Origin of the sequence: Parabacteroides goldsteinii, from assembly GCF_020091425.1 — a bacterium.
Classification (GTDB): domain Bacteria; phylum Bacteroidota; class Bacteroidia; order Bacteroidales; family Tannerellaceae; genus Parabacteroides; species Parabacteroides goldsteinii.
In genome coordinates this window covers 1,551,070-1,576,980 of record NZ_CP081906.1, presented here as the reverse complement: position 1 = coordinate 1,576,980, position 25,911 = coordinate 1,551,070, and the positions used below count along the sequence as shown (strand labels likewise).

Genomic DNA, 25,911 nt, shown 5'->3' with positions numbered 1-25,911 from the left:
ACTATAATAACGATGCACAAATTGTCCGTATTTCTTTCAACCGTTCAGAAAGATTGCTCTTTTCACGGGCTAAAGCCATATTATAACGTGTTTGCATATTAATAAGTAATTCAGGATTAATACCTAAAGCAGCTTCTACCATTAATGCAAAATCACTGGTAACAGAACGTTTACCATTCAATATTTCATTCAACATTGTATAAGGTACCCCTAACAAGTCCGAGAACTTCTTTTGAGAAATCTTACGGAATTCCAATTCTTCTTTTAACACATCCCCCGGATGAGTCGGTAATCTTTTTATTGTATCCATACCTATTATTGATAATGATTAGTTATATCTGTTACTATACAAACAGTTAATATGACTTCTGCTGCATCTGTACGAATTTTAAATTCTAACCGATAATGGTAATCTATTCGTATAGAAAAATGATCCTTTAATCCTTGAAGAGCTTCAAAATTTAAAGAGTTCAAAACAAACAAATCCTCAATTCGTGTAGCAGCCATTAATGTATCAATACGTTTTTGATATTTTTTAATGACAGCAGCATCAAAACGATATTTCTTGTTTTTACATTTACCACTTTCATATAGTTCTTTCAAATAATCTTTTTCGTATTCTATAGTCATAGTTCTGTTTGTTTCTACAAAGATAATACAACAAAAGTATTATTCACTAATTTAGTGAATGTTTTTTTCTAATCAATAACTATTTCAAAGATATCTCCTTTCTGCAAGTCGATCCTGACGAACCGCATCAACACGATTCGTTCTTTTTCTTTTCCAACGCCTGTTTATAAAGTATGTCCTGAAGTACGGTATACTGGGCAACATAGCTTTCCTCCATCATGCCATTAGCCTCACTCGCCCCGTCTGTCTCCACAAACAGGCTGATTCTTTTACTCATTTCTATATATTCGTCGAATCCTTCATTAGAAGAGTTCAATACGCTGATAATCGTTTTGTATCTCGGGGTATCCATAATTATCTATTAAATTTTAATTCAACAATAAGACACAACCCATCTATAAATAAAACAGGTTGTACAAAGATAGAATAATCAAATTGGATATCCTAGTTGCACAACCTGCGTTTATTTTATGAAAAATGTTCAGATCGTCATCGACATTATTTTATTTCCTAATGCAAAGAAGAAATAGCTGGTATACACATTTGTACTTCATCAAAAAAAGCAAAGTTTCTCCAGGTTTCACCGGTACGTTATAGTACAAACTTAACTTTTCACAAATATCCATCGGATTTATAGATGATTAAAAGTACAAATGCACTAAATCCAAGGTAATAATGAGCTATTTTTGCACTAAATCCAAGGTTATACAAATAAGTATTCATTTATTAAAGTATCCGACTAAAGACCAAAACCACGCAATACCCCTATAACCTTTCTGGCAAACCTCACCAAACTGCGCTTCAAATAACTCGTGTAATCATGGAAATTCCTTTTACCTCCGCGTAAATATTTATGACCGCCACAGATAAAGCTTTTATCCAATAAAAGTATAATCTGCGGGAAAGGCATGTTCCAGCCCTCCGGATAACAGTAAGCCGGAGTTAATGAATAAGGCGGATGATCTAAAAAATAACGGTTGATATGCGATTCATCATGCCAAAGAGCCATCACTCCGTTTCTTTTGTCTTCTTCCGTATTATCCCTGAGAGTCTCCGACATCTTCAAAAAGGCAGGAGTCCTACCGCCGTTTAACCCACCGGCATAATAATAACGGCCTTCTCCGTAAGGAATATAAGCTGTCGATTTTTCATTCCGGTCATAGGTGAATTCGTTCACCTCACGATCATAACCCCCAGGATGTATTAGCCCGACCAATCCGTTGGAACTTTCCTCCGGTAAAAACTCTTTACCGATCTTCTCCCGTATAACCATATTGGCATTGAAAAAATAAAGATAATCCGTTTCCTTTTCCAGCCGTTCCTTTATTTTTAAAAACATACTGAAACGCATCAACGTATTATCCGGCCATCCTAGATTTTCCTGATAAATACGATGGATACGCTTATTCTTTTTTTCTCCATATAAGCATGGATTGTCCGTGAACACGTAGTATTCACGGATGCAGGGGCTCCCCTGCATAAAAGACTTTTCAGTACTCTGATAAAATTTCTTCCAAAAGATAGAGTAACGTCCCGTACAGATATATAATATCCCGATTCTCATATGAATAACTTGGCTATAAGTTTTTTTATTTTTTTATAATACACATAACGATAATGACTTATAGCATACATATATAAATCTATCCATTCGAAAATAGTCTTGCGAATCCGCAATTTGCTCCATTCCTCCGGATATAAATCTTTTATATCATTAGCCCTATAAAGTATTTCAAACCATGATTCAGGACAGATAACCCGTTTATCCGGAGACGAATCCAACCAGGCTCCCCACCAGGCAAACGTGGAATTACTGATGATATGATGCCTGCAAAAACTTTGCAGATACAAATCGACTGATGGTGATTCATTTTCAGAAAAATAAAAATGCTTCCCCTTAAAATGTTTTTTACACCAGTGTATGTCATCGCTAAAAATCAAATAATCAGTCGTTGGTGAAAATAATCGCATTGCTTTTTTATAATATCTGACCGGACAAACAGCATAATACAATTTCGATTGTATATAATCTCCTCTCCGGACATGCACAGAAACCGGTTTTTTATTCAGTATATCCTGATATTTATGTCTTATATACAATTTCGTTTCCTCATCTATAGCAAATAATTCCCGGATAAAATCTTTATCAATATATTTCTCTGACTGAAAATATCCATAAACTGTCAAATCCTTCTCATCCGGTAATGCCCGATAATGAAAAAATGGTTCATTATATACTTTTTGATTTTGCGGAAGACTTTCCGCAAAATCAATCTTACGTAAGATTGATTTTTTATACTGAAGAACATACTCAACATACCGATAGTCCTCCTGCCCGACAAAAGCTTTAAAAGGGACATTCAACCGCCTTGCCAACGAAATACCCGCTGCAATCTCAAATAAAATATTACCCAATCTATCCGATAAAACAGAATAAATCATATATTCTTTCCATTAATATTATAAAAACTCAGACTCTATCGAGCCTATCATTTTCTCCAATAAAATATCCGGACGCAAATAAGTTTCCGCATATCTCCGGTTCCGTATTCCAACCCGGCTACGTTCGGATTCATCCATTTCGGCAAAAGCCACTATTTTCTGCACCAACAAATCCGACTCACCATGGGAGACGGAAATATTTCCGGGACAACGACACAAAATATCCGTTATATGGGATTGCTCAGGGCCGATATACAATACAGGCTTACTAATGAACATCGCTCCATAGATCTTATTCGGATGCGTAAAACCGACACAACCTTCCCCTAAAGAAACCACCTGGATATCTGCCGAACCTAATGACAAATGAATCTTTTCACGCGGTTGATAAGGTAAAATCAGGATATTATCCAACCGGTATTTTTCTTTGTATTCACGTACTTCCTGCAGACGGACTCCGCCTCCAATATGAACAAACAAAAAACGCCCATCCTCTTTCAGCCTGACCGCAGCATCCAGTAACGTAGTCAACGGATGCATAACAGAATGATTACCGGAATACATAATCACGATCCTGTCCCCAAAACCGTTTTCTATCCGGAACGGATTCTCCATTCGTCCACCTTCAAAAACAGCCGTCATAACCGGCCACACGGGAATCACATCTATTCCGGACTTTTCTGTGTGTAAACGCCGGTTGATATGCTGCTTCATATAATCATCCAATACAATAATTTTATCAGACTGATGAAAGACATAATCCCCGCATTTCTGCATGCTTTTCGCAGGAATAGAACCGGCTTTCATATAACCGGCTACCAACGATAACTCCGGCTGCAGATCCATTGTCCAATATACAAAACGTATATTTTTCATTTTCGCTGCTCTTATCCCAAGATACGATAACAAAGGCGGACTCGTTAACCCTATCATCGCATCGCATTCAGACCGTTTTAATAATAATAATTTACAACTTATCAGAACATTGAAACTCAGGAAATCCGCCAAACGTCCCAGCTTCGTCTTTTTACCGAACCCGGTATTAGACAGACGGTGAATGCGGACTCCGTTATGATGTTCCATAGCCGGATAGATTATTTCCGGATGCTCATAATTATGACGGCTGGTGATGACAGTAACATCATGTCCGTGGTCGGACAGAGCTTGCAGCAAATCAACCAAATGTTGTGCCACGGAAGCAGTGTCCGGCCAGTAGACCTGTGAGATACAGACTATTTTCATTTATTCTTTTTCTGTACTTGTTCATTTATCCATCGGTAGGTCAATGCCATCCCTTTAGACAACGGCCAGTTAGGCGCCCATCCCAGCTTCTCCTTAATCAGATGGTTATCGGAATTACGGCCGACAACACCCAGCGGACCGGGAATATGTTTTATATCCAAATTCTTGCCCGCAATCTCCATCACCATTCCAGCCAGACCGTTGATACTGATCATCTCGTCCGAACCGATATTTACCGGTCCCATAAACGCATCCTGACTCATCAGGCGGCGCACACCTTCCAGGCATTCATCGATATAAAGAAACGAACGGGTCTGATTGCCGTCCCCCCACATCTCGATCGTTCCGCCATCAGGCGTTTCAGCCACCTTACGGCAAAAAGCGGCCGGCGACTTCTCACGTCCGCCCTCCCAGGTTCCTTCCGGACCGAAAATATTATGGAAACGGGCAATACGTACATCCAACCCCTTATTACGATGGTAAGCCATATACATACGTTCACTGAACAGTTTCTCCCAACCGTAGTCACTGTCCGGTCCTGCCGGATAGGCCGAATCCTCCGAAGTAGTCGGATGCAAAGCATCCATCTGGTTACGTTCCGGATAGATACAGGCAGAAGACGAATAGAAAATTCTTCCTGCATTCCGTTTATAAGCCACATCCATCATATGGATGTTACACATTACCGAATTATGCATAATATCGGCATCATTCTCACCGGTAAAAACAAAACCGGCACCACCCATATCGGCAGCAAACTGATAGATTTCGTCAAACTTACGATCGACGGCACGGTTACATACATCCGTGTCGCGTAAGTCACCGATCATAAAATCATCGGCTTCCGTCGGTGAAAATTCCGGATACTTCAAATCGACACCTTTTACCCAATACCCCTCATTTTTGAGGCGTTTAACCATATGGCTACCGATGAAACCACCGGCGCCACAAACTAACGCTGTTTTCATGTTAATTGTGAATTAAATTAATAAAATATCTAAGAGAACGTCTTGAACGATGTTTAAGTCGCTATTTATCAGGAATGAAACATTTTTCGATGAGTTCCTTTTTTCACCATCAGTTTCAACTCGTAGAGTGACCAAAGCAAGAGCGGCATGCGGTAATATATCAGATAGTATCTGACAGGCAAACGAAGCCGGAACAGAACCGTTACATTTAATATATCCCGATCCAAATTTTTTATAACGTTCCTGACAAAATGAAACCTTGTTTTTGCAGGGACAATAGGTTTTGTATATAAAAAAGAGAGAAGTGTCCCATGTAAAAAAATATAATACCACTGCATAAAACGATTCATCTTTTTATTGCAAATTCCTTTTTCTTTCAGAAAACCATCAATGCCATGCCAAATTTTCATATCATCGTCTAAAAGAGATAAATCACAACAATACAGTTGTGATTGTCTTTGTCTCGACAAAGAATCATCCTGTTTCACAACATGGTATAAAGGAGTGGCCATACAACGGATATTATCGATATACTTAAAATAGGTACAATTGAATATCAAATCTTCCCCCCAATTGATACCGGGTTGAAAACGCAAATGATATTCTTCGATAATACCACGACTATACAAACGGCTCGTCGGACTGGCAATAAACCCACTGATAAGATGCTCCAACAAAAATTCAGTTGCGCCGTCATCTAACCTATATGTTTTATCTTCTATCTCATGACTATACTTGAAAACCCCGCTGCTATCATGAACGCTCATTCCGCAAAGAGGGATCGTGTCCTTTCCGACTGCCTGATACAGAAAAAACAGATAATCGGATTCAACCCAATCGTCACTGTCGATAAACGTTATATATTCTCCTTTCGCCAGCTCCATTCCCTGATTACGGGCAACCGACACACCCGCATTTTCCGGTTGTGCGGTAAGATGGAAACGGGAATCCTTTTTAAGATACAGATTACATATCTGCAAACTGTCGTCAATGGAAGCGTCATCAACCAGGATACACTCCCAATTCGTATACCTCTGATTCAATACGGAATCCAGACAACGAGACAAACAATATCCCCGGTTATAGACCGGAATAATAATTGAAATTTGCCCATTCATTATTTCTTACTTTATTGATTAATCATATGTTCGCCTTGAAAGCATTCCGCTTCGCAATCTTCACATGTCACTTCTTGAATTAACAAAAGACCGAAACAGCATATCCCATTTCTTATAAACTGCTTCAGAATTATAGTTTTGAAGTACGAACGATCTTCCATTCTCCCCATACTCATTTCTCCTATCGAGACTATCCATCAACTTTATAAGAGCCGTCTTTAATCCGGATATATCCTCCGGTGGAACCAGGATTCCTCTATCCTCTCCTATTATATCGGCAGGCCCTTCCGGACAATCGAAAGAAACAACCGGTAGTCCGCAGGAAGTCGCCTCTAAAAGACTCATTGGAAAACCTTCAAAACGGGAAGACATGACATAAATGGAAGAAGACAAATATTCAGAAATTACATCTTGCGTATACCCTTTCAGGAATACATATTGTTCCATATTATACCTCTTTATCTTTTCCGCTAAAAAAGCATGCATCTCTCCTTCCCCGAAAATATCCAGATGCCAGTCAGGATAATCTTTCCAGATATATTTGACAGCTTCCAGTAATAAGTCATATCCTTTCTGGTTAGAAAGACGGCCTATCGAGAGGATTCTTTTTGATGTCAGATCAGCTTTCCCTTTTGGTGTAAAAGTCAACATATTAGGTATGACTTCGACATTTTTCAGCCTCCGTCTGAATTTATCGGCATCCTTCTCGGTGAGAGACACCATTTTATAAAACGACTGATAGACATATTCCCGAAAAAAAAGAATGGGCGAAGGATAGATATCATACAAGTTATGTTCGCAGGCAATCGACTTTTTCGAAAAACCTGAAAAATACAAATACAGATTGGCTAAGAAATTCTGCCCTATAAACAGGCCGGAATCATTTTTACGCATCATTTCGCGAAAAGAAAAGAAAGACCGGATTATCCGTAATAAACGCTTAATTAAAGGACTGTGATTAGAATACGATTCACAGGTTACATAAACAATATCCACCTCTTTTTCAAGAAAGAAAGCCGGTGATATATTCTGCTGGAATAGAGAAATGATCCGCACCTCATGGCCCTTTTTCAGCAATGTATTTGCTAATAAGGTTGTCGTTCTTTCCGTTCCGGCTTTGGCGGTGATATCTACCACTATAAATGAAATTTTCATCTGATTATTCTTTACTGTCAATACTCCTATACTTTATTATCCTGGCTGGATTTCCGGCAATCACAACGTTTTCCGGAAATTTGCCACACACCACACTACCGGCTCCTATAATCGAGTTTTTTCCGATAACGGTTCCTTTCAGAATGATCGAATTCATCCCGACAAAGCAGTTCTCGCCGATCGAAACCGGTTTCATTTTCAGATGAAGAGGATCGGTCGTAAAATTCAATCCCGGCTCAAATGCATGGAAATCATTATCTACGATCTTACAGTTGGCCCCTATGAACGTATTATTTCCTATCCGTATCTCTTTCATAGCGTAAATCGTGGAGCCGGATATACCGACATTTTCCCCGATATGTATAGTTCCTCCGTGCCTTGCCACCAGTATCGTCCTTTGATACATACCTAACAAATTATATACCGGCGTACTACAGAGTCCGGACCCTTTACCGATCGAAATAGACGAGTTCCTGAATGCAAGGATTATGCTGAACCCGACCAGATTAACCCGGCCCAGATATCTGATTTTCTGAAATAAATAAAGTAGATATAATGCAAACAAACGTATCATCCGATCATTTTCAATTAATGTGATAGCCCATTTACACTCTGAATTTCACGATTTTCAACCGCCATAATAAACCATATAATTTGTAATCAAAAAATCTGGTCATTCTATACTTAAAGGAAGTCTTTCGTATTCCTGATGATTTGCGATCCTGGATTATTTCCGATTCAACCAGTTGTTCGGAAGAAGCTCCAAATGCCAGATACGGATATATCCCTAACAGATAAATCCCATGCCTGAACATATATTCAAAATCATCGGCAACAATAAATGGTTTGTTGACCGCTAATAACTTTTCAGCAGCATGCCGGTTCACCAAATAGGCACAAGTTCCCACGGCTTTTATGAACCGGTAAAAAGAATAACTTCCTAACTTAGAAATATCTTTCGTGAAATAAAGCTGATGGGAAGCCAGTGTGATAATACAACTTTTATTAGAAATCATTACTTTATCCATATTTCCTAATATCCAATTAACATCATCGGGATGCTGAAAAAAAACATCATCTTCCAAGATCAACGCATATTTGCAATCCGACCAAAGTAATCTGCGATAGCACTCCCTATGGCTTAGCGTACAGCCAATTTCTCCAGGTAGCGGTTCGCGGTCATATCTTGAATAAAATCTTTTTCGGTCAAATAACTGTCCTATCTGTACCTCCATGAGTTGCTTCCCGTTCACAGCCTCCACCCATTCGATATCCAGGAAAGAATAGCGGGAGACCTCCTTCAGAACCCGTTCTCTTCGTTCGACAGATTCTTTCATATTTATTATATAAGTCTTTATTTTCATCACTATTCCTTTTTATTTCCGTATCCATAGCCATAATAACCATAATAACCGTAATACCCAGCCTGTTCATAACAGACTTCATTCAGAACAACAGCCATATGTGACAATCTACCATCCGTATAAAGTTTCTCGACATCCGGCAATAACCGCCGGTCGAAACGTCCTTCACGAATCACATAAATACATAAATCGGCAACCTGGTTAATTACCTGTGCATCCGCCACTACTCCGTAAGGGACAGTATCTATCAGAATAAAGTCATATTCCCTTCTTAATTCCGCCATCAGCATGTCCAGACGATTGCTGAGCAATAATTCTGCCGGATTGGGGGGGACAGGCCCGGAGGTAATAACATCCAATGTTTCATGCCATTCACTTTTCCGGATAATATCCCTCACATCCGACACCTTGCCGGATAAATAATTAGTTATCCCTGCCGGCACAGTTCCATCTCCACTCTTTGCCGAACCTTTACGAATATCCATTTCCAACAAAATAACCCGCTTACCGGCCAATGCTAATGCCACAGACAAATTGGCTGAAATAAAAGTTTTCCCCGAACCCGGATTAAATGAAGTAAACATGATCGTCTGTACTTCTCCTTTCTTGCTCAGCATAAAGTCCAGATTGGAACGAATGACACGGAACGCCTCCGAAACAGCGTCGCGCCCTTGTTCGTGTACCACTACCAAACCTGATTTTTTCGATTTACGAGGTATTTCCCCCAGAAAAGGAATGGTCAGATTCTCCTCAATATCTCTACGTCCACGTACTTTTACATCGAGTAACTGACGGATATAGAAGCATAAACCGGGAACCAATAAACCAACCAGAAAGGCAGCCAACAAAACGATCAGGGCATTAGCTCCCGCCATTCCGGCCGCATAGGCCCCGTCCACAATACGCAGATTACTGTCGGCCGTAGCCAGCGACAAGGTGTTTTCTTCCCGTTTATTCAACAGATAGAGAAACAGTTCCTCTTTAATTTTCTGTTGACGCTCCACCGACAAAACATATTTCTGCTGAGTCGGAATACTACTGATCTTCCCGATTTCAAGCATCTGCATTCTACGGGTATAATCCAGCTTCATATCGATCGCCTCTTTCGTATTTCTCAGGCTTTGGGCGATAGCATTCCGTAAGGAGGCCAATTGGCTGCTTCGTTCTTTCACGGCAGGACTATTGTCACCTGCATTTACCGTCAACTTATTCCGTTCCAGTAATGTCGCGTTATATTTATCGATCATTTCCTCTACACCGACACTCGTTATACCGGTATTAGCCGGAAGCAAATGTTCGTTTTTCAACGGGTCATGCAGATACATCTGCACCAATTCAACCAATTCTCTCTGGTTGGTCAATTCGGTGACCTCCATATCATGCCTGTTCCGGTTTCCCAGATAGATTTTAGCTTCTTCAGCCAAATCCGCCGATTGATTCTGTTTCCGGTAGTTTTCGATATTATTCTCCACATCACCCAATTCTTCATTGATCAACTGCAAACGTTCGTCAATAAAAAGTGCCGTACTACGAATAATCATGTTTTTATCCTGCATCGACTCATCCACATACGCTTGTATCAACGTATTCAGGATATCCTCTCCCCGCTTTGCATCCGTATCCTGGTAAGTGAGCGTCAATAGATTGACATCTTTAGCCGACCGCTCGACTTCGAGCCCGTCCAGATATAAACTGATAAGCGATTTACGATCGCTACATGTTACCTGTATCGGAACATCCAGCCATTCGTCATTGAAAAAAGAAGTACGCCTGACAATCATCCTGCCCAGCGGGCTATTCTGCGGCGTGCCAAAAGTATATTTCATCACACCATCCGGATCATCCTCCAGTCCTTTTATCCGGAAGCCGCCTTCCGGCAAAGGGATAACGGAGAAAACAGCCGGTTGGGAAAAAGAAGAATCCGGAAAACTGATTTCCACCGGAGAGTCGGTATATAAATCCCTGCTTTTCAACCCGTCATCCACAGAATAGTTGATATCCAATCCTAACCGCCGTATAACTTCGCCCATCAACAAACGGGATTTAAAAATCAGAATCTCCCCGTCGATATTATTGCCATCCTCGAACAACTGTTTTTCATTGAAGGCTTCCTCCGATTTCGCTGTGTTTTTTAACTGGACGACAGCTTCCCGCTTATAAACAACCGGGACAGTACGTATGTAAACAAAAGCCAGCATCAGACAGATGAACACCGACAACGCAAACCAATGCCATTTGGCCAACAATACATCCCAAACTTTACGAATATTCAACTCGCTTTTCAAATGCCATTCTTCTATATAAGGCTTATCATCATTCATAAGTATTTTATTTAAAGATAAGTACGCAGGTTGACATCAGGAACGAAATCAAAGACAACCAGGTGCCGACGTTGGTGAACTGATTCTGGGTACTTGCTTCCGCCCGTACCCGGTTAGGTTCCACATAGACCAGGTCGTTCTGCTGCAAATAAAAATCAGGAGAATTGAAAACATCCCTCGAACGCAGGTCATGATACAGAATCGTCCGTACGCCATCCGTTTCCCTGACCACGGCAACCCGGTTACGACGTCCATGGATTGTCAAATCACCGGCAAGCGCCAAAGCCTCGAACAGAGTGACCTGATCAGAAGTGATGTTATATGAACCGGGACGATTCACTTCGCCCAACACTTGTATCCTAAAATTCTGAAAACGAACTGTTACTACCGGATCTTTTATATAATCCCCTTTCTTCAGCTTGTCCTGAATCAACTCTATCAGTTGGCGCCGGGTCAATCCCTGTATTTTGAGCCTTCCCAACAGAGGGAAATTAATGGTCCCGTCCTGTTCTACCAGATAACCACGGTTATTATATCCTGCTCCGTAATTTCCGGAATAATTATTTCCCCATGACAGGTTGTTAAACGGCTGTAATAACTCAGGTTCGGCACAACTGACGGAAATATCCAAAATATCATTTTTCCTGATTTTTATTTCAACGGAATCGGAGACATCCATCCGCTTAAACAGGTCATCTCCTTGCAAGTAAGCGATATCTTTTACTTTTCCGCAAGAAGAGAATAAAAGAGAACAAAACAATACAGCAAATAAATAATTGATTATTTTCATATATCTAATTTTATTAATCGGTTATCTCACAGACAGTATATGTAATAAGAGCAATAATCGCCGGCAACCGCCTCTGAAGAAATTCTGCAATCTATAGCGCACGGGGATATCCGTCACGTATTCTATATCTTGCTTGCCCTGTTGAATATTCGTCCCCATACTGTCACCTGTAGAAAAAAGCGGGAATAATCCATACACCTTTATTCCTTTCAAATTCATATACTGATAATCGTCAGCCAATACCGACGGGAAATCCGTCAGCAGTTTTTTCGCCACATTCCGGTGTATCAGATAGACATAAGTTCCCAGTCCGAACCATACCCGGTACATACTATATCCGTTTCCCATATCCCTCCCTCTGGTAGAACTCACCGACAAAAGAGAATAGATAAATACACCGCCTTTCTCTTTTTTCAGCATCTCGCAACATTCAGTCATGACAGCATCCACAAGCTCGGGTTTAAGAAAAACAATATCATCTTCCAATATCAATGCGACCTCTTCGTCCGAATTTAATAACCGGCGATAACATTCCTGATGGCTCAGGGTACATCCGACCTCTCCCGGATACGGATGCCGCTTATAACGATAAGTAAAGCGTTTGACATCAAACAGTCGCTCCGTTTCTTCCGGTAAAAGCCGGTATCCGTCTACCGCTTCCACCAGCTCGACATCCATACAGGCATACCGGGCGGTCTCTTTCAAGATATACTCCCGGCGATCTGCAGATCGCTTCAAATTAATCACATATGTCTTTATCTTCATGTTTCTCATTCAATAGTTCCAGTAACCCTTTTCCCGGTTTAAATTTCACGCTCACGCGCTTACGAATCGGACATTCCACCCCCGTACGCGGATTGCGTCCGAAACGTTCTTTTTGTTGCCAGGGTTGAAAGTGCCCGAAATTTTGTAACAACACAGACTCATCCTTCCGGATCGATTCTCCAACTACGGCACACAGGGTATCCACTAATTGAGAAGCCATAGTAACCGTTACCGACATGCGGCTCGCTATTTCTCTAGCCAAATCATTCTTATTCATATCCTTCAATATTTATTAATAGATTATTTGATTTTCAAAAAGAGATATTTGATTTCATAAAACAAGAAGAGGAGAACCGGTAGTCTGAAATACACAGCAACAGACTTATAGGCCAATGATCCCGGCCGAATGATATACTTCTTGAATTTACTCCGGTCGGCACTCATGACTAACCCTCTCATCCGTTTATAACGTTCTATCCATGACAATCGGTCGTGTACAAAAATCGAACCGGCGGTCGATTCACAAAAGAGGTAGATATAATAATTATCCGCAACCAGCATCAGCCTGGGATGATTAAGACCTTTCTTTTGTAGAAAATCAGAGAAACCATCCCATCTTTTTTGTCTCGAATCAGAAAGGAAATAATCATATTTCGCCTCTGTCGTCAATGAAACCTTTTGTTTCATAACATGATATAAAGTAAAAGGCACACCTTTCAGCTTACTGACATGACTATAATACGTATAATTAAAAATCGTATCCTCTCCCCAATCGATACCGACAGGGAAACGAATGTGATAGTCTTCGATGATCTTTCGTGCATACAATTTATTCACAGGTCCAAACAAGAGCTTCGAATCAAAAAAATAATAAGCAATCAAGTCCGCTCCACTATTATCCAACAAAAACGATTCGTCACTTTTTACCGGCATCTCCTTGCTTCGTACTCCCTGGCTGTCAAATTCATCCTGTCCGCAAAACGACATTGTATCTTCGCCGACTGCATCATATAATAGTTGCAAATAAGTCCTTTCCACCCAATCATCGCTGTCGATAAATGCAATGTATTGTCCCCGGGCCAATTCCACCCCCCGGTTGCGGGCAACGGAAGCGCCACTGTTCGATTGACTATATACCCTGAAACGGGAGTCTGTCTCTGCATAATGGCGGCACACCGATAAGCTCCCGTCGGTAGAACCATCATCTATCAAAATACATTCCCAATCTGTAAATGTCTGGAACAAAACAGAGTCCAGGCAACGGGCCAAACAATAAGTCCTGTTGTATATGGGAATTATTACTGAAATTTTTATATCCATTTTATATCTACTTTTTACCAATCCATTCTTCGCCCGATCAACTCAAAAAACTTTTCATTCCACGGTTCAAAATATTTTTTTAGGAATAGTTTACACTCGTCAGGTACCTGACGAGTGTAAACTCCAATATTGGAGTTTACCAAGTCTTTTTCAGACCATTCATGATGGGGTAGTTCCAAAAAATCTTCTATAGCCGACAACGTATTTCTCTTATCCGTTTTCAAACTTTTACTTTCCAGAATCAATATTTGCTCCGGACTGAAATACTGAAGATACCTTTCCAGCTGCTCGCTATACAGGCCATGACGAATAAAATCAGGATAATGGAATGCCGAAGGCAGGCGGGAACCGGTTTCTTCCATTCTTCGAAATTCTTCCTTGACGAACCATTCGAAAGGATACTTATCCGGTTGCCTCAGGTAATCAAAATATTCGCGTTCAGGGTCTTCACGGACACACAAGTTTTTAACTATTGCGTATTTACAAGCCATATTATATTCGGAAATAGCGCGGCTCACCGGTTCGCGAACCAGAAATATCAATTTTGCTTTCGGGTTATATTTATAAATACGACCGGGAGCAGCCTCTTCATAAACATTGTCGGGAGTAGACTCGAAAAACAGGCATTTACCTCTGTTCCTCATCAGTTTCTTAAAAGAGAAATGGCCAACTAACCTTTCAAGAGTCACCGTCCCCCGATATTTCTTCGTAAAAAACAATGTTTCTTTTCTCAAAGCGCCCGTACAAAAAGGATGCTGATTCATATAATCATGCAGGGAAGTCGTTCCGCATTTCTGTGCTCCGATAATAAAAAAATCTATTTTTTTGTTTTTTTGCCTGCTCACCAAAGCATACACATACTTTGAAAAAGGGATTAAAGTGTATTGCATTTTCATCATCAATAATATATAAAATCCGGTTTATCTATTTTCCCGGTTACCCAGTCGTACATTACTTCCAGTTGTCCGGATACTTTTTCTACAGTATATTTCTTTAACACCAGTTGCCGTCCCCGCTCGCCCATTTCATCCAGCAGGGCTTTATCACACGCCAACACTTTACGCATTGTATCAGTCAAAGTCTCCGAATCATTCTTCACCCACCAGCCACACCGGCACGTTTCCAGTTCCTGCCACGGAGTACCTGTCGATGCAATAACCGGAATGCTCTGCATCAATGCCTCAGGTATAATACGTCCGAAATTTTCAAAGTCGCTGGGAACGACCAGGCAGGAAAGAGAAGCAAGCAGCCGTTTTTTTTCATCCCCCGTCACTAACCCGGTAAAACGGACCTGTTTCAACAGTGCTTTTTCAACTTTCTCCTTTAAATAAGCCACATAGCCAGGTTCTCCGTTTCCCATTATCACTAATTCGCCCGGTTCGTCCAGCCGTTGCCAGCAATCGATCAAACGCTCTATATGTTTTCGCGGATGAATACGGCCGAGGTATCCGAAACGTTTGATGTCATCCGGTTTCGAAACAGCGTCTGCTACCGGTTCTAATTCGACCGGGTTTGGAATAATAGCGACCGGATTTGTAAACCCCATCTCACGGTAATAGTACATCTCTTCCTCACAAGTGGCCTGCACACATGTAGCCTCCTGTAACTGCCGGCGCTGGAAAAAAGATAATGCCAGTTTTTTTGTAACGGCTGATTGTTTCAGTGCTTCAGGATAAAGCATCCCGCGCAAAGTGATTATATAGGGTTTCTGCTTTTTACAGGCCATGTGTGCAGTCAGATAAACCGGATACAACCAAAGTCCCTGTATATGATAAACATCTGTATCAGTATCTTTCCCTAACATCTCTTTTAAACGGGAAGAATAGCTTACACGCCTCTGCCAACCTTTTAGCTCCGGCAAATAACGGATAAATGACTCTTCAGATAAGACAGTCTCCCCTAAAGGAGGACGGAATGTCAGAATTTTACTATTTTTCCCCATTCTGTTCAAATATCTGACCGGTAACAGCGTGCTGACAGCCGGTCCTCCACTTTCAACACTCAGGAAAGGAATGACATGTAATATTTTCATTTATACAAAATTTCTATTGATTATTTATCACCATACATCAGAAATAACTCCCGGTCCTCCGGATAAAGCTTTTCAATCATCTCGCGAATAGCGTCCGGTATCTCATAGTCCTTTGCTATTTTCAAATGTTCTTTATACGCGGACAATCCGAAAATACCCAGTAATTTTTCCCAATCGCTTTCCGACTCATACCGTAATAGTTCTACTTTCTCAGCTATATAGTAACTTTGGGGAGTTATCCAGGGAATTCTTTTGTTTCGCAAAAGAACATCCTGCTTACTACGCTTCAATGAAGAAATATATTTACAAGTGTCTTCTGGTGAAGCTGAACATCGCTTCACCAGAAGACGGGTATCTGTCCCGGGACAGATACTTCGCAAAAAGTCATATGCTTTTTGGAATTTGTTCAAACTCAACCATTCTTCATCTTTTAAATGCCCTGAGCATTTTATGCGACAAAACTCAAATGGAACCAGGTGACCTTTCAGTTCCTTTATTCCGGAATAAAAACGATTATAAGGATTCCGGATCATCGTAACAAGCCTGTAATCCTCCCATTTCGGTATAAAACGAGGCAAATCATCATACGTTATATGGCCCAAATCTGTTCCATATTCTTTTGAAAAAAGTTTCCACCATTTCGTAGCCTCTGTTTTGCCATACTCCTCAATATAAATATCTCTTAAAAATGTTCCGCCACATTTCGGATTGTGCAAGTATATCACTTTGCGTTCTCGGTCAACAATCATATATTCTATTTTAAAAATTATTTTGAATTTATTGATTTTTCAACGACTAATCCAATAACCATTCCGCCTTCAAGACCGGAGAATGTGCCAGCAGCCGTGTCACTTTTTCCAAGCGTTTATGTAAGGGAATCATTTCGGCAAATAAACGTGTCCGTTCCTCAATAGTTAAAGCCAGATGTAAGTCTTCCAAAATTTTTCTGATCTGCCGCAGCAGGTCGGTTTCATAAACTTCCAACCGGCTGAAACGGGTCAATCGTCTTATATATCCGGTAAAATCTTCGCGTCCCATCATACAAAGCAGGGAATCCGGATCATGCTCCGGTTCGAGAACGATCCGGCCGACCGAAAAGCCTTTTTCAACCAATAAGCGTGCCGATCGTATCCCGTTCGTTTGCCCGGCTTCATCACCGTCGAGCATAATAATGGCGTACCGGGTATACCGGCTGAGTAACGTTATATGTTGTTCGGTTAATGCCGTTCCGCATAAGGCCACCGTATTCCGGAACCCGGCGGCGTGCATGGCCAACACATCTTTGTATCCTTCGGTGATATAAACAAAATGATGTTCACGAATTGCCTCCAGGGCCTGATATAAGCCATATAAAATTTCGCTTTTATGGTAAACCGGACTATCCGGCGAATTGATGTATTTACGGATATCCGTCCCTTCCGTTTCTCCTTGGTATCGTCCGGCAAAAGCAATCAGTTCTCCCTTTTCATTCCGTATCGGAAAGATAATACGGCCACACAAATCCGTATAAGAGGCAGGTAAAGAAGTTGGAGCTACGCCTACTTCAAACGCTTTATATGTTTCGCGGAGAATATCCGCTTCCGGAATATAGGTTTCCAGCAAATCGAATATCATCCGATGGCTGCGGAGCAGGCTGTTTATACAAAGTTGGCTGACCGGTTCTACCGGTGCCGGCTGTTGCTTCGGTCGTACCGGAGGATATTTGACCGGTTGGTAATCCTCTCCGGTATCCGGCAAACCGTACCACCCCGCCAGCTTCTTCAATGCCGTACGGAAATCGCAACCCTCTATCTGCTGTACGAATTTGAACAGGTCGCCTCCCTCGCCACAAGCAAAACATTTATAATATTGTTCTTTCACATTCACACACAATGACGGATGCCGGTCGGCATGAAACGGGCAAAGCCCTACCAGCGTCTTTGCCGAACTTCCGCTCCGTTTCAGAGGCAGATAGCGTTCAACCACCTCCTCCAAACGAGCCACTTGTTTGATACGATCTATCCGGTTCATATTATTCTCGGATCATAATCCGTCAGGCAGGTCATTGCCGGATTGTAGCGGAATTTGGCTATTCCTGTTGCCCCGTTACGGTTTTTAGCAACCAGCAACATGCCCACTCCCCGCAAATCTTCCTTTGTCTTCGGATCATAAAAAATATTGTACTTCTCGGCACGATAAACGAATATGACCCCATCCGCCACCTGTTCTATCGCACCGGAATTGCGCAAATCGCTCAGCATCGGGAAATGACTCCCCTGGCGGCGATCGACATCACGGTTTAACTGGGCCAGCAAAACCACCGGGATTTTCATCTCTTCCGCCATCAGTTTCGCCTTACGGGCAATGTTGCCCAAGGCCAGATCAGTTGTCTCCTGCAAATCATTTTTTGATAGAATAATATTGATCAGATTCAGATAATCGATATATAAAACTCCCAACCAGCCTTTCTTATGCAAAGACTGGGCTTTGGCACGCATATCTTCGATCGTGTCCGATCCGCAATACTCCAAGGTGAGCGGCAACCGCTCCAGTTCCTTCTTTGCTTCTTCCAACCGGGCACGGTCAGAGGCTGTAGTACCTTTAAAACGCAGGCTATCCGCATTGACTCCGCTGATCATCGAAAGCAGTCGCATCACATTTTGCTCTTTGCTCATCTCCACACTGAAATAGGCGACTGCCGTACCTTGCCGCGCCTGATGGAGTGCCATCCATAGAGCAACCGCTGATTTCCCCATGGAAGGACGTCCGGCAACAACCGTCAATTCCTCTTTGTAAAGTCCTCCCGTCATCGCATCCAGGTCGTGCAAACCGAAAAAGAGACGGCTGATTTCCCCGGATTCAAGCAAAGCCTGTTCACGATACGATTTATCCAACACACGGGCTGCTACCGCACCGGCATTCTCCATCGACGAGACATGTGCCATGCCATCACGTAAAGAGCCTGCCAGATCCTCTATCCCCGTCAACAACGCTGTAACATCGGCGGAGGGCAATTGCGCCTCCGTCTCTTTTTTCTTCAACTCATTCACCAGCTGACGCAAGGTATAACAACGGACCAGCTCGTCGGCATGAATGCGGATATGGGCATCGCTACGTACGTCCAGCAACATATCCGACAGAAACGATAATCCATTCAACTGTATATACAAGCCGTTATCCAGCCGTCGCATCTCATTCTCTACGGTCAGCATATCGACAGCTGTTCCGGAGGCCATCAGCGAAAGTACCGCCCGGTAGACAAAACCGATCCGGTTGTCGCTGAACATATCCGGCTGTAACCGGTCCGCCACATCGAATATCGCTTCCGGACTCACCAACAAGCCGGCTATCACGGCTTGTTCCAGCCGAAGGTTCGTGTTCGGCTGAGACTGCATGTTCTTTTGTGTGTTCATCAGTTCACCGCCCCTTTCTGATCATTACCCGGATTATAAAAATTCATCGCTTCATCCCAAATACTACCGCCGGAATTATTCCGGTCGGTTTCGTTCGGATTATGGTCCGCCGGTTCCCCATGTTGCACCTGTACGGATTGTTCATAATTGACCAACGCAATCCGCTTGTAAAAACCGACATTCGACACAAGTACGAAATGTTGCTTTTCCAGCTTCACCAGATACTTCTTCACCTGGCGGCGATCGATACCCGTCAGTTCCTCGATCTCCGTGTACGAAGTGATCCACTCTCCCGGATGACAGAAATAAACCTGATCGTTCAGCCAAACCTGTCCTTCGCTGAAATAGGCAAAAGTTTCGACACAGAGCAAAATACTAGCCAACTCACGGAGATCGCGTTCTCCCATAAAAAATGCGCGCAACACACTTCTACCCACTTTCAGGTAGCCCGACTTCCGGTAATCCGGTGTCATGTTTTCCTTACGTTTTTTCATTTTTACAACCTTTTTAGTTACTAATTCAAACGTGACAGGTAAAAGCGCGCTTTTGTGACAGATTACGAATTTTGATTATCAAACGGTAGAAGATGGTTATAAGACATTACCTTGACAACGGTTCGTACGGCCTCTTTAATATAGAATGAATATTATTATAACTAATACAAAGAAACGTGCAATCAAAAAATCATTCAGGACACTCCTGCCCGCTTACCCCATGATGTAAATATACATCCGGTATACCACTGGGCGGAGTACACCAAAAACCGGGAAAACAAGAACAAAGCAAACTCATTCCCAGCCGATTAATAATTTATTTCTTGATTTTTAGTGTGCAAAATAAATCTTTAAACGTTGTTAAAATCTCTTCATATTCAGGGGGCATCTCGTAAAACCATCTGCGGACAGTGGAAAGTTCCTGGTCAAAACAAAACATACCGCAAAGCGTTTTAACCAATTGCCCTTTTTTAGCTCTGATAATTCCCAGCTCCAATAAAACCGACATAACTGCAATAAAGAAGCGTGGGTAAACCAATACCCTGGGTGGCGCATAATACAGCTGGCTTTCATAACCGTAATACTGCATGATCGTATCGCGATATTCCGTAAAAAAACGGCGGGAAAATTTATGCCATTGTTCATTATCGATATCACCCGATTCACGTAAAAAGACAGCTATCTCCATAACCGTTCGTACCGGATCCGGTTGTTGTTGAATATTCACTTTAAAAGTCGGAAAAGATAACGGATCTCCTCCCGCAAGCCTGCATAATTTTTTTTATCCATTGTTGTATGTATTAGGCCGGGAATGGGTTGCTTATTTCCTAAAAAAAGGTCATGACCTTTGATTGTAAAAGTCCCTTATTTTGAAGTTAAAAGACTGGTCTTAACATTTCAAAACACCCTTATTTTTTCTTCAATAGTTTTTTAGTCATAGTTTTTGACAATTCAAGGAATGTCGGAGCATAATATCTCCTTCGTCTCATAATAGTAAATTTGTTACAGCCATAACGTACCCGGCGACCGGCTTTATCCAAAGGTTGCTCAAAAATATAGATGAAAAAATCCTTTATTTTTTTTATCTCATTATCTCGAAAGTCTTCAAAATCCGCCCCATAAGGCCAAAAGGGCATCATCATTTTTTCCAGATAAGCAGCATCGTCTTTATCCAGGCGGATAATCTCCTCGATAGCTTCTTCTATGGAAGAATAATTCATCAGATTAACAAACGAGTTCGGATGGTAATCCGAACTGACAGTGGGGCTGCCCCAATAAAGTGGTAACGATTGGGCCAGAAATGGCTCCAAAATTTTTTCAGTCGCATAGCCCGGTAAGCTCGAGTTCTCGATTGCCAAAGTGAATTTATAATCACGCAAGAATTGTCTCTTATCGGCTACCCTCTTACCCATATTATTCAAAAAAGCACCACCGGAATCAATCCGTTTATAACCGGATAAAGCTTTAAAGAACAACTCCCGATAAGGGACGGCACAAGTGTTGTTGGAATAAACAAAATTGCAGAATTTACGGTTAAGCAACGCTTCCTCTTTTAAAACCGGTAAAATCAAATGAGAATCCTTTCTATACAAAAACCCGCTATATTTTCGAAAAGTTCTGTCATCACATTGAAGGTTACTCAAACTCAAAGCATAATCGCATAAATTAAGATCGGGCACAACGTTTTCGTCACTCCAAAAAATCCGGATACAGTCTTCATAAAACAAATGTTCATTGCCAAAACAGGAATAGAATAAATAATCCGGATGCTCTTTATCTATCAGAAACTCATATTCATCCAATAAGAACCATAAGGTAAACCTATAATCAAAATTCGGCCAGAAATCGACAAAATTGCAGCGTATTTTCTTTTTCATATTCAAATTCATTTAGTTGATCCAAAAACTATTCATTTATCATTCTCAGGTTTTCACGGGCTACTCTCGGATTCAGGGGAAGATACTTACGAAAATAAGAGGCAGCTCCTTCTTTATCTCCTTCCATCAGCAATAAAACTCCCTGATTATTGTAAGCGCGCGGATCATCGCCTACCTGTTGAAAAAAGTGGCGGGCCGATTCTTTATCACCCAATGCCAACGAAGCGGCAGCGGCATTCAGGAGGGCGACTGCACAGGAGGGATAGGTATAGGCAGCCATCTCATATACTTCACGGTATTGTTCGGTACCCGGACGATAGAAAGAGGCCAAACGGATAAAATCAGGCAATGAGATTTTTTCCGGATGGGTATATATCGTTTCGATCAATTGGGGATCGGTCTGGGCGGATTGTTGCGCTTCTGTCTCGACAGCCAGTTCCATCCGGCGTAAACGGCTGAAAAAACTCTTTTCGATATCTTTATAAACGGCACCGTTATCTATGGCTTTTATCTGTTTACGACGGCTATCCGGATCATCAGTCAGTTGGAATATAGCCAGTACACGGCTACCGTATTTTTTATCTGACCCGGAGATTAAACGTTTCAAACCACCCCAGTCTTCTCCCACCCAATCGACGGAAACCTGGCAGGTTGCAGGCAGTTTGAATTGTTTCTGCAGATAGTTTTTAAACTGAACGGCACGGTTGCCTGCCAGACGCTCATTATCCTTCGTGTTCCCATCAGGAGAGGCGTAACCGGTAATACGGATATTTTTTACATGCTCGCCAGCAGATTGCAACAAGGTTTTCAAATGTCCTTCCAGCTTTGCCAGTTCGGCAGAATTATTTCCGTATTTAGGATTCACCTGAACACCACCGGCCGGAAAATCAATGTAAACAGCCAGTTGTTCCTTCAATAACACCGGAGCCAATTCTTCTTCCGGAACGATGTAATTAATCATCCGGTTATAAACAGACTGGGCATCGACCTGTAACTGGGGAATTACCACATTCCGGGATATTTGCCCCTGTTGCTTGTCAGTCCCCGTTTCCTGCTCCGTTCCGGTTTGTACGGTACGTGCCACAGCATACACATCTTCCGGCATTATTGCTTGTTTTTGAGTACTACAAGCCGGAAGAACAGCCAGTAAACCAATACCGGCAATCCCTTCTAAAATTCTTTTTCGCATGATTTATGTAAAATTTTAATACTAATTATCTCTTTTCGATAGACATGGAATGCGGCACGAGAATTGCCTGTTTTTTAACCATGATTTCACCGTAGCCGTACGTTTTTCAAATATCCAATAAATAAAATAGGCGACTATCATACTCAAAATCAGTTCCCCTATGTAATACCCTACAGAAAACCAATTTACACTCGTACTTTTCGGTGCCCCATAATATTCCAGTAACCGAAGAACAAGCATATGGGTTAAATAAAGAGTATATGAAAATGCAGCAAACTTCGTGCCCATGCTATTTATAAATCTAGCAAGACAATTAACCGGACAAATCAAAATAACTTGCTGCAAAAACAAACAAAAAGTAAAAGAAAACAACAACTCCAATGCATCTCTATTCGGTAAAAAAGAACTATATTCTCCCAAAGAAAGCGAACGTGATACGCGAGTAAACTGCAAAGTTCCTATCAATATAATCATAGCCAATAAAGCCACACACAATAAAAACTTATTACATATTTTAGGTTGCACCCAATAGGTAACAGCTCCCATAACCCAAATGAAGAGATAGACTGAGTTCAGTTTTGTAAAAACCAACAAACAAATTAATAATAATACAAATGGAATAGCTATTCCATTTGTATGCTTTTTTAAAAGCATTGCCAGGGAGCCTGCTAAAATATAAAACCAAACTTCATACGACAAGGACCATAAAGGATCAATCACGCTGGAACAATAAATACCTTGGAGCGACAGTAAATTTCCAAACCAAGCTATCCAGTCCGTATCAATACCTTGAATAAAGTTTGTGAGTATAAGAAATAACAATGTTGAGACCAATGGTAACAAAATACGAACCGAACGATCTATTCCATAACTCTTCAAATCAAAAACACCGTTTTTTAATCGTTCAATCACACGTCCTCCCACCAAAAAACCACTCATCACAAAAAAAATCAGAACCGCCTCATGACCTAAACGAGTCACTAAATAAAAAAAAGAAATAAAAGCATTTTGCTGTTCAGCGGGAAGTAATCCATATTCCACAAAAAAAGCTCCTCTAAAATGAGATGAAAGAACCAAAAATTCAGCCAGAAAACGAATCAGATCCAGCCAATAATAATGTACTTGATTATTTTTCATATACTAATTATTTTTCGCATGATTTATGTAAGTTTTTAATACGAATTATTTCTTTTTGATATATTACGAGCCGTTTCTTTCAATAGCAGAGCGGGAATCGGCAGATTCTTTTCATACTGTCCACAGAATAACCATATTCCTTTCTGGAAATAATTCCAATCAGCAGATACTGTGTTCCATGTTAATTTTGACGTTAGAACGATCCATTCTTTAATATTTTGATACGAATTCGTTCGCATTCCTTGTAAATGATACCAGAACCATCCTCCAAATAAAATCGGTTTATTATATCTCATAACCTCAATCGGATTTTTCCTACCTACGCTGGTTATATAAAAAGTATCTTCTGTTATACCAAAAATCAAATGGTCGACCGTTCCATTATATATTAATTTGCCCAATCTGCAAATATGCCACTCTCCTTGTTTATACCCCAAATTAATACCGGACATAGAAACGGCATACTTATTATTAATAACCTCTTTAATAATATAATTCTCATATTTCCGAAAAACAAAATCACGTATCGCAGGTATTCTTGAAAATAAATCAAAGGAGGATAAAAAAGTATATTTCACCATGATCCGTCGATATATCTTCTCATAATATTTTCCAAAATAATCCCCCAAAGAAAAGGTGACTTTATTATCTGCCCGGTAAGCATCACAATATCGTTTTAATTTATCTGTAAAATAAATCTGATCGCTATCAATTTTCATGGCATACCGGTAAGTGCTCTTCGACAAGGTATAATTGTAATAATTACAGAGTTTATGTATAGAAGAATCAGGCAAAGAAAAGGCATTTTTCTTTGCCTCTTCTGTCAACCCATGACAGAAGACCGGAGGAGCATAATAAAAAACGTTGATTTTATCCGGATACTTCCGCTGTTTTTCCCGGATAATCTCCGGTGCATTATCCGTACAATCCTGATAGCAGATAACCAATTCATCCAAAGCATCGATACATGATTCTATACAATCCGACAAGAACTCGGCATCATTTTTTACACGCAACAATCCGGATACGCCAACCGGCCGTTCTTTTTTCAGAAAAGACATATCCACATAATAGTCTTCACCCTTATATTTGCCCTCCTGACAAAGAGGACAAGTACATTCAAGCATTTCTTCCATTGATTATCAATTCTATTATTAGATTCAAAGATTACATCCAGGCACTAAAAAGCCAATGAATACCGACATAAAACAGCGGTAGCCCTTATCCAGTTTTTTAAACGATTTCATGTTGATTGTTCCGTTAATATAATCAAAGGTAAGGTTGGGTTCAAGATTTATCAGAATTGAATGTTACTTTTCTCTTGATAGAAAAGTAACCAAAAGATCAAGGCTGCATCTGGTTCGCTACTCAGTATCCTACGTTCGCTGTCGTCTGTGAACTCGCTACGCTCAAACAGCACAGCCTCCGGGCGCTCTCTACGGATACTTCGCTTTACGCTCACCAGATGAGGCCTTTCATAGAACGCTTTGCGTTCTCCTAAGATTGCCGATACTACCTGTTAAATCCGAAAGTTTTTGTTCTATAAGTACCGGTATCGGCCATCCTAAGAGGAAGCACAGCTTCCTGGGAAAGGCCTAAGCGGGTGAACGTCCGCGAAGGGGGAAGACGAAGCTGTTAAAAAAATCCGTTGTCTGAGCGAAGCGAGTTTCGGATT

Annotated in this window: 28 protein-coding genes; all 28 read right to left on the bottom strand. The window is 41.2% G+C overall.

Features of this window, described 5'->3' with window-relative positions; all coding sequences use genetic code 11:
* Position 1: 1 nt before the first annotated feature.
* Positions 2-310, bottom strand: coding sequence for a HigA family addiction module antitoxin (locus tag K6V26_RS07425; protein ID WP_007659226.1), 309 nt, complete (start codon positions 308-310; stop codon positions 2-4).
* A 5-nt stretch (positions 311-315) separates the two neighbouring features.
* Positions 316-630: a type II toxin-antitoxin system RelE/ParE family toxin gene (locus K6V26_RS07420; protein WP_122328281.1), complete on the bottom strand. Its 315-nt coding sequence runs from the start codon at positions 628-630 to the stop codon at positions 316-318.
* Positions 631-757: 127 nt separating this feature from the next.
* Complete coding sequence (locus K6V26_RS07415) at positions 758-982, bottom strand: hypothetical protein (RefSeq protein WP_007659224.1); 225 nt, start codon at positions 980-982, stop codon at positions 758-760.
* Positions 983-1,369: 387 nt separating this feature from the next.
* A complete protein-coding gene (locus K6V26_RS07410; RefSeq protein WP_224264974.1) occupies positions 1,370-2,194 on the bottom strand; it encodes a family 6 glucosyltransferase in 825 nt (274 codons plus the stop codon).
* A complete protein-coding gene (locus K6V26_RS07405; RefSeq protein ID WP_224264973.1) occupies positions 2,191-3,072 on the bottom strand; it encodes an alpha-1,2-fucosyltransferase in 882 nt (293 codons plus the stop codon). The genes K6V26_RS07410 and K6V26_RS07405 overlap by 4 nt, the downstream gene beginning before the upstream one ends.
* 18 nt (positions 3,073-3,090) lie before the next feature.
* The gene (locus K6V26_RS07400; RefSeq protein ID WP_224264972.1) at positions 3,091-4,314 is read right to left on the bottom strand and encodes a glycosyltransferase family 4 protein; all 1,224 of its coding nucleotides are present in this window, start codon (positions 4,312-4,314) and stop codon (positions 3,091-3,093) included.
* Positions 4,311-5,282, bottom strand: coding sequence for an NAD-dependent epimerase/dehydratase family protein (locus K6V26_RS07395; protein WP_224264971.1), 972 nt, complete (start codon positions 5,280-5,282; stop codon positions 4,311-4,313). Before K6V26_RS07395 ends, K6V26_RS07400 begins: the two co-directional genes overlap by 4 nt.
* A gap of 68 nt (positions 5,283-5,350) precedes the next feature.
* Entirely contained in the window at positions 5,351-6,400 is a 1,050-nt protein-coding gene (locus K6V26_RS07390; RefSeq protein ID WP_224264970.1) for a glycosyltransferase family 2 protein, read from the bottom strand.
* A 60-nt stretch (positions 6,401-6,460) separates the two neighbouring features.
* Positions 6,461-7,555 carry a glycosyltransferase family 4 protein gene (locus K6V26_RS07385; RefSeq protein WP_224264969.1) on the bottom strand — a complete coding sequence of 365 codons (1,095 nt, stop codon included), beginning with the start codon at positions 7,553-7,555 and terminating at the stop codon, positions 6,461-6,463.
* A 4-nt stretch (positions 7,556-7,559) separates the two neighbouring features.
* Positions 7,560-7,961, bottom strand: a complete 402-nt coding sequence (locus tag K6V26_RS07380; protein WP_270634110.1) for an acyltransferase — start codon at positions 7,959-7,961, stop codon at positions 7,560-7,562.
* Positions 7,962-8,160: 199 nt separating this feature from the next.
* Positions 8,161-8,919, bottom strand: coding sequence for a glycosyltransferase family 25 protein (locus tag K6V26_RS07375; protein ID WP_224264968.1), 759 nt, complete (start codon positions 8,917-8,919; stop codon positions 8,161-8,163).
* 2 nt (positions 8,920-8,921) lie between these two features.
* Complete coding sequence (locus tag K6V26_RS07370; RefSeq protein WP_224264967.1) at positions 8,922-11,240, bottom strand: GumC family protein; 2,319 nt, start codon at positions 11,238-11,240, stop codon at positions 8,922-8,924.
* Between the two features lie 7 nt (positions 11,241-11,247).
* Complete coding sequence (locus K6V26_RS07365) at positions 11,248-12,030, bottom strand: polysaccharide biosynthesis/export family protein (RefSeq protein WP_010803427.1); 783 nt, start codon at positions 12,028-12,030, stop codon at positions 11,248-11,250.
* Positions 12,031-12,051: 21 nt separating this feature from the next.
* The gene (locus K6V26_RS07360; RefSeq protein ID WP_224264966.1) at positions 12,052-12,795 is read right to left on the bottom strand and encodes a glycosyltransferase family 25 protein; all 744 of its coding nucleotides are present in this window, start codon (positions 12,793-12,795) and stop codon (positions 12,052-12,054) included.
* Entirely contained in the window at positions 12,770-13,072 is a 303-nt protein-coding gene (locus K6V26_RS07355) for an HU family DNA-binding protein (protein ID WP_224264965.1), read from the bottom strand. The genes K6V26_RS07360 and K6V26_RS07355 overlap by 26 nt, the downstream gene beginning before the upstream one ends.
* A 23-nt stretch (positions 13,073-13,095) precedes the next feature.
* On the bottom strand, positions 13,096-14,115 hold the full coding sequence (locus tag K6V26_RS07350; RefSeq protein WP_010803430.1) for a glycosyltransferase: 1,020 nt from the start codon (positions 14,113-14,115) through the stop codon (positions 13,096-13,098).
* A gap of 14 nt (positions 14,116-14,129) precedes the next feature.
* Positions 14,130-15,005, bottom strand: coding sequence for a sulfotransferase domain-containing protein (locus tag K6V26_RS07345; protein ID WP_121719548.1), 876 nt, complete (start codon positions 15,003-15,005; stop codon positions 14,130-14,132).
* Positions 15,006-15,013: 8 nt separating this feature from the next.
* Positions 15,014-16,147, bottom strand: a complete 1,134-nt coding sequence (locus K6V26_RS07340) for a glycosyltransferase (protein ID WP_224264964.1) — start codon at positions 16,145-16,147, stop codon at positions 15,014-15,016.
* Between the two features lie 20 nt (positions 16,148-16,167).
* Positions 16,168-16,896, bottom strand: a complete 729-nt coding sequence (locus tag K6V26_RS07335; RefSeq protein WP_224264963.1) for a hypothetical protein — start codon at positions 16,894-16,896, stop codon at positions 16,168-16,170.
* A 46-nt stretch (positions 16,897-16,942) separates the two neighbouring features.
* On the bottom strand, positions 16,943-18,157 hold the full coding sequence (locus K6V26_RS07330; protein ID WP_224264962.1) for a DNA primase: 1,215 nt from the start codon (positions 18,155-18,157) through the stop codon (positions 16,943-16,945).
* A complete protein-coding gene (locus K6V26_RS07325; RefSeq protein WP_122328296.1) occupies positions 18,154-19,539 on the bottom strand; it encodes a replicative DNA helicase in 1,386 nt (461 codons plus the stop codon). Before K6V26_RS07325 ends, K6V26_RS07330 begins: the two co-directional genes overlap by 4 nt.
* A complete protein-coding gene (locus K6V26_RS07320) occupies positions 19,539-20,033 on the bottom strand; it encodes a hypothetical protein (RefSeq protein WP_122328297.1) in 495 nt (164 codons plus the stop codon). Before K6V26_RS07320 ends, K6V26_RS07325 begins: the two co-directional genes overlap by 1 nt.
* Positions 20,034-20,349: 316 nt before the next feature.
* On the bottom strand, positions 20,350-20,760 hold the full coding sequence (locus tag K6V26_RS07315) for a hypothetical protein (RefSeq protein WP_224264961.1): 411 nt from the start codon (positions 20,758-20,760) through the stop codon (positions 20,350-20,352).
* 181 nt (positions 20,761-20,941) lie between these two features.
* Positions 20,942-21,910 (bottom strand): glycosyltransferase family 10 domain-containing protein, encoded by a 969-nt coding sequence (locus K6V26_RS07310; RefSeq protein ID WP_122328333.1) that lies wholly within the window; start codon positions 21,908-21,910, stop codon positions 20,942-20,944.
* Positions 21,911-21,938: 28 nt separating this feature from the next.
* On the bottom strand, positions 21,939-23,099 hold the full coding sequence (locus tag K6V26_RS07305; RefSeq protein ID WP_224264960.1) for an OmpA family protein: 1,161 nt from the start codon (positions 23,097-23,099) through the stop codon (positions 21,939-21,941).
* Positions 23,100-23,120: 21 nt separating this feature from the next.
* Positions 23,121-24,236: an acyltransferase family protein gene (locus K6V26_RS07300; RefSeq protein ID WP_224264959.1), complete on the bottom strand. Its 1,116-nt coding sequence runs from the start codon at positions 24,234-24,236 to the stop codon at positions 23,121-23,123.
* Between the two features lie 35 nt (positions 24,237-24,271).
* A complete protein-coding gene (locus tag K6V26_RS07295; RefSeq protein ID WP_053078069.1) occupies positions 24,272-25,372 on the bottom strand; it encodes a hypothetical protein in 1,101 nt (366 codons plus the stop codon).
* A 161-nt stretch (positions 25,373-25,533) separates the two neighbouring features.
* Entirely contained in the window at positions 25,534-25,698 is a 165-nt protein-coding gene (locus tag K6V26_RS07290; RefSeq protein ID WP_158599459.1) for a hypothetical protein, read from the bottom strand.
* Positions 25,699-25,911: the final 213 nt, after the last annotated feature.

Bases quoted from the DNA above. Each gene is read 5' to 3' on its own strand.
- K6V26_RS07310 (WP_122328333.1), bottom strand. From the start codon at position 21,910: ATGAAAAAGAAAATACGCTGCAATTTTGTCGATTTCTGGCCGAATTTT.
- K6V26_RS07325 (WP_122328296.1), bottom strand. From the start codon at position 19,539: ATGAACACACAAAAGAACATGCAGTCTCAGCCGAACACGAACCTTCGG.
- K6V26_RS07370 (WP_224264967.1), bottom strand. From the start codon at position 11,240: ATGAATGATGATAAGCCTTATATAGAAGAATGGCATTTGAAAAGCGAG.
- K6V26_RS07405 (WP_224264973.1), bottom strand. From the start codon at position 3,072: ATGATTTATTCTGTTTTATCGGATAGATTGGGTAATATTTTATTTGAG.
- K6V26_RS07420 (WP_122328281.1), bottom strand. From the start codon at position 630: ATGACTATAGAATACGAAAAAGATTATTTGAAAGAACTATATGAAAGT.
- K6V26_RS07335 (WP_224264963.1), bottom strand. From the start codon at position 16,896: ATGATTGTTGACCGAGAACGCAAAGTGATATACTTGCACAATCCGAAA.
- K6V26_RS07400 (WP_224264972.1), bottom strand. From the start codon at position 4,314: ATGAAAATAGTCTGTATCTCACAGGTCTACTGGCCGGACACTGCTTCC.
- K6V26_RS07375 (WP_224264968.1), bottom strand. From the start codon at position 8,919: ATGAAAATAAAGACTTATATAATAAATATGAAAGAATCTGTCGAACGA.
- K6V26_RS07355 (WP_224264965.1), bottom strand. From the start codon at position 13,072: ATGAATAAGAATGATTTGGCTAGAGAAATAGCGAGCCGCATGTCGGTA.
- K6V26_RS07330 (WP_224264962.1), bottom strand. From the start codon at position 18,157: ATGAACCGGATAGATCGTATCAAACAAGTGGCTCGTTTGGAGGAGGTG.
- K6V26_RS07350 (WP_010803430.1), bottom strand. From the start codon at position 14,115: ATGGATATAAAAATTTCAGTAATAATTCCCATATACAACAGGACTTAT.
- K6V26_RS07360 (WP_224264966.1), bottom strand. From the start codon at position 12,795: ATGAAGATAAAGACATATGTGATTAATTTGAAGCGATCTGCAGATCGC.
- K6V26_RS07300 (WP_224264959.1), bottom strand. From the start codon at position 24,236: ATGAAAAATAATCAAGTACATTATTATTGGCTGGATCTGATTCGTTTT.
- K6V26_RS07425 (WP_007659226.1), bottom strand. From the start codon at position 310: ATGGATACAATAAAAAGATTACCGACTCATCCGGGGGATGTGTTAAAA.
- K6V26_RS07415 (WP_007659224.1), bottom strand. From the start codon at position 982: ATGGATACCCCGAGATACAAAACGATTATCAGCGTATTGAACTCTTCT.
- K6V26_RS07305 (WP_224264960.1), bottom strand. From the start codon at position 23,099: ATGCGAAAAAGAATTTTAGAAGGGATTGCCGGTATTGGTTTACTGGCT.
- K6V26_RS07385 (WP_224264969.1), bottom strand. From the start codon at position 7,555: ATGAAAATTTCATTTATAGTGGTAGATATCACCGCCAAAGCCGGAACG.
- K6V26_RS07380 (WP_270634110.1), bottom strand. From the start codon at position 7,961: ATGTATCAAAGGACGATACTGGTGGCAAGGCACGGAGGAACTATACAT.
- K6V26_RS07410 (WP_224264974.1), bottom strand. From the start codon at position 2,194: ATGAGAATCGGGATATTATATATCTGTACGGGACGTTACTCTATCTTT.
- K6V26_RS07320 (WP_122328297.1), bottom strand. From the start codon at position 20,033: ATGAAAAAACGTAAGGAAAACATGACACCGGATTACCGGAAGTCGGGC.
- K6V26_RS07365 (WP_010803427.1), bottom strand. From the start codon at position 12,030: ATGAAAATAATCAATTATTTATTTGCTGTATTGTTTTGTTCTCTTTTA.
- K6V26_RS07340 (WP_224264964.1), bottom strand. From the start codon at position 16,147: ATGAAAATATTACATGTCATTCCTTTCCTGAGTGTTGAAAGTGGAGGA.
- K6V26_RS07345 (WP_121719548.1), bottom strand. From the start codon at position 15,005: ATGCAATACACTTTAATCCCTTTTTCAAAGTATGTGTATGCTTTGGTG.
- K6V26_RS07395 (WP_224264971.1), bottom strand. From the start codon at position 5,282: ATGAAAACAGCGTTAGTTTGTGGCGCCGGTGGTTTCATCGGTAGCCAT.
- K6V26_RS07390 (WP_224264970.1), bottom strand. From the start codon at position 6,400: ATGAATGGGCAAATTTCAATTATTATTCCGGTCTATAACCGGGGATAT.
- K6V26_RS07295 (WP_053078069.1), bottom strand. From the start codon at position 25,372: ATGGAAGAAATGCTTGAATGTACTTGTCCTCTTTGTCAGGAGGGCAAA.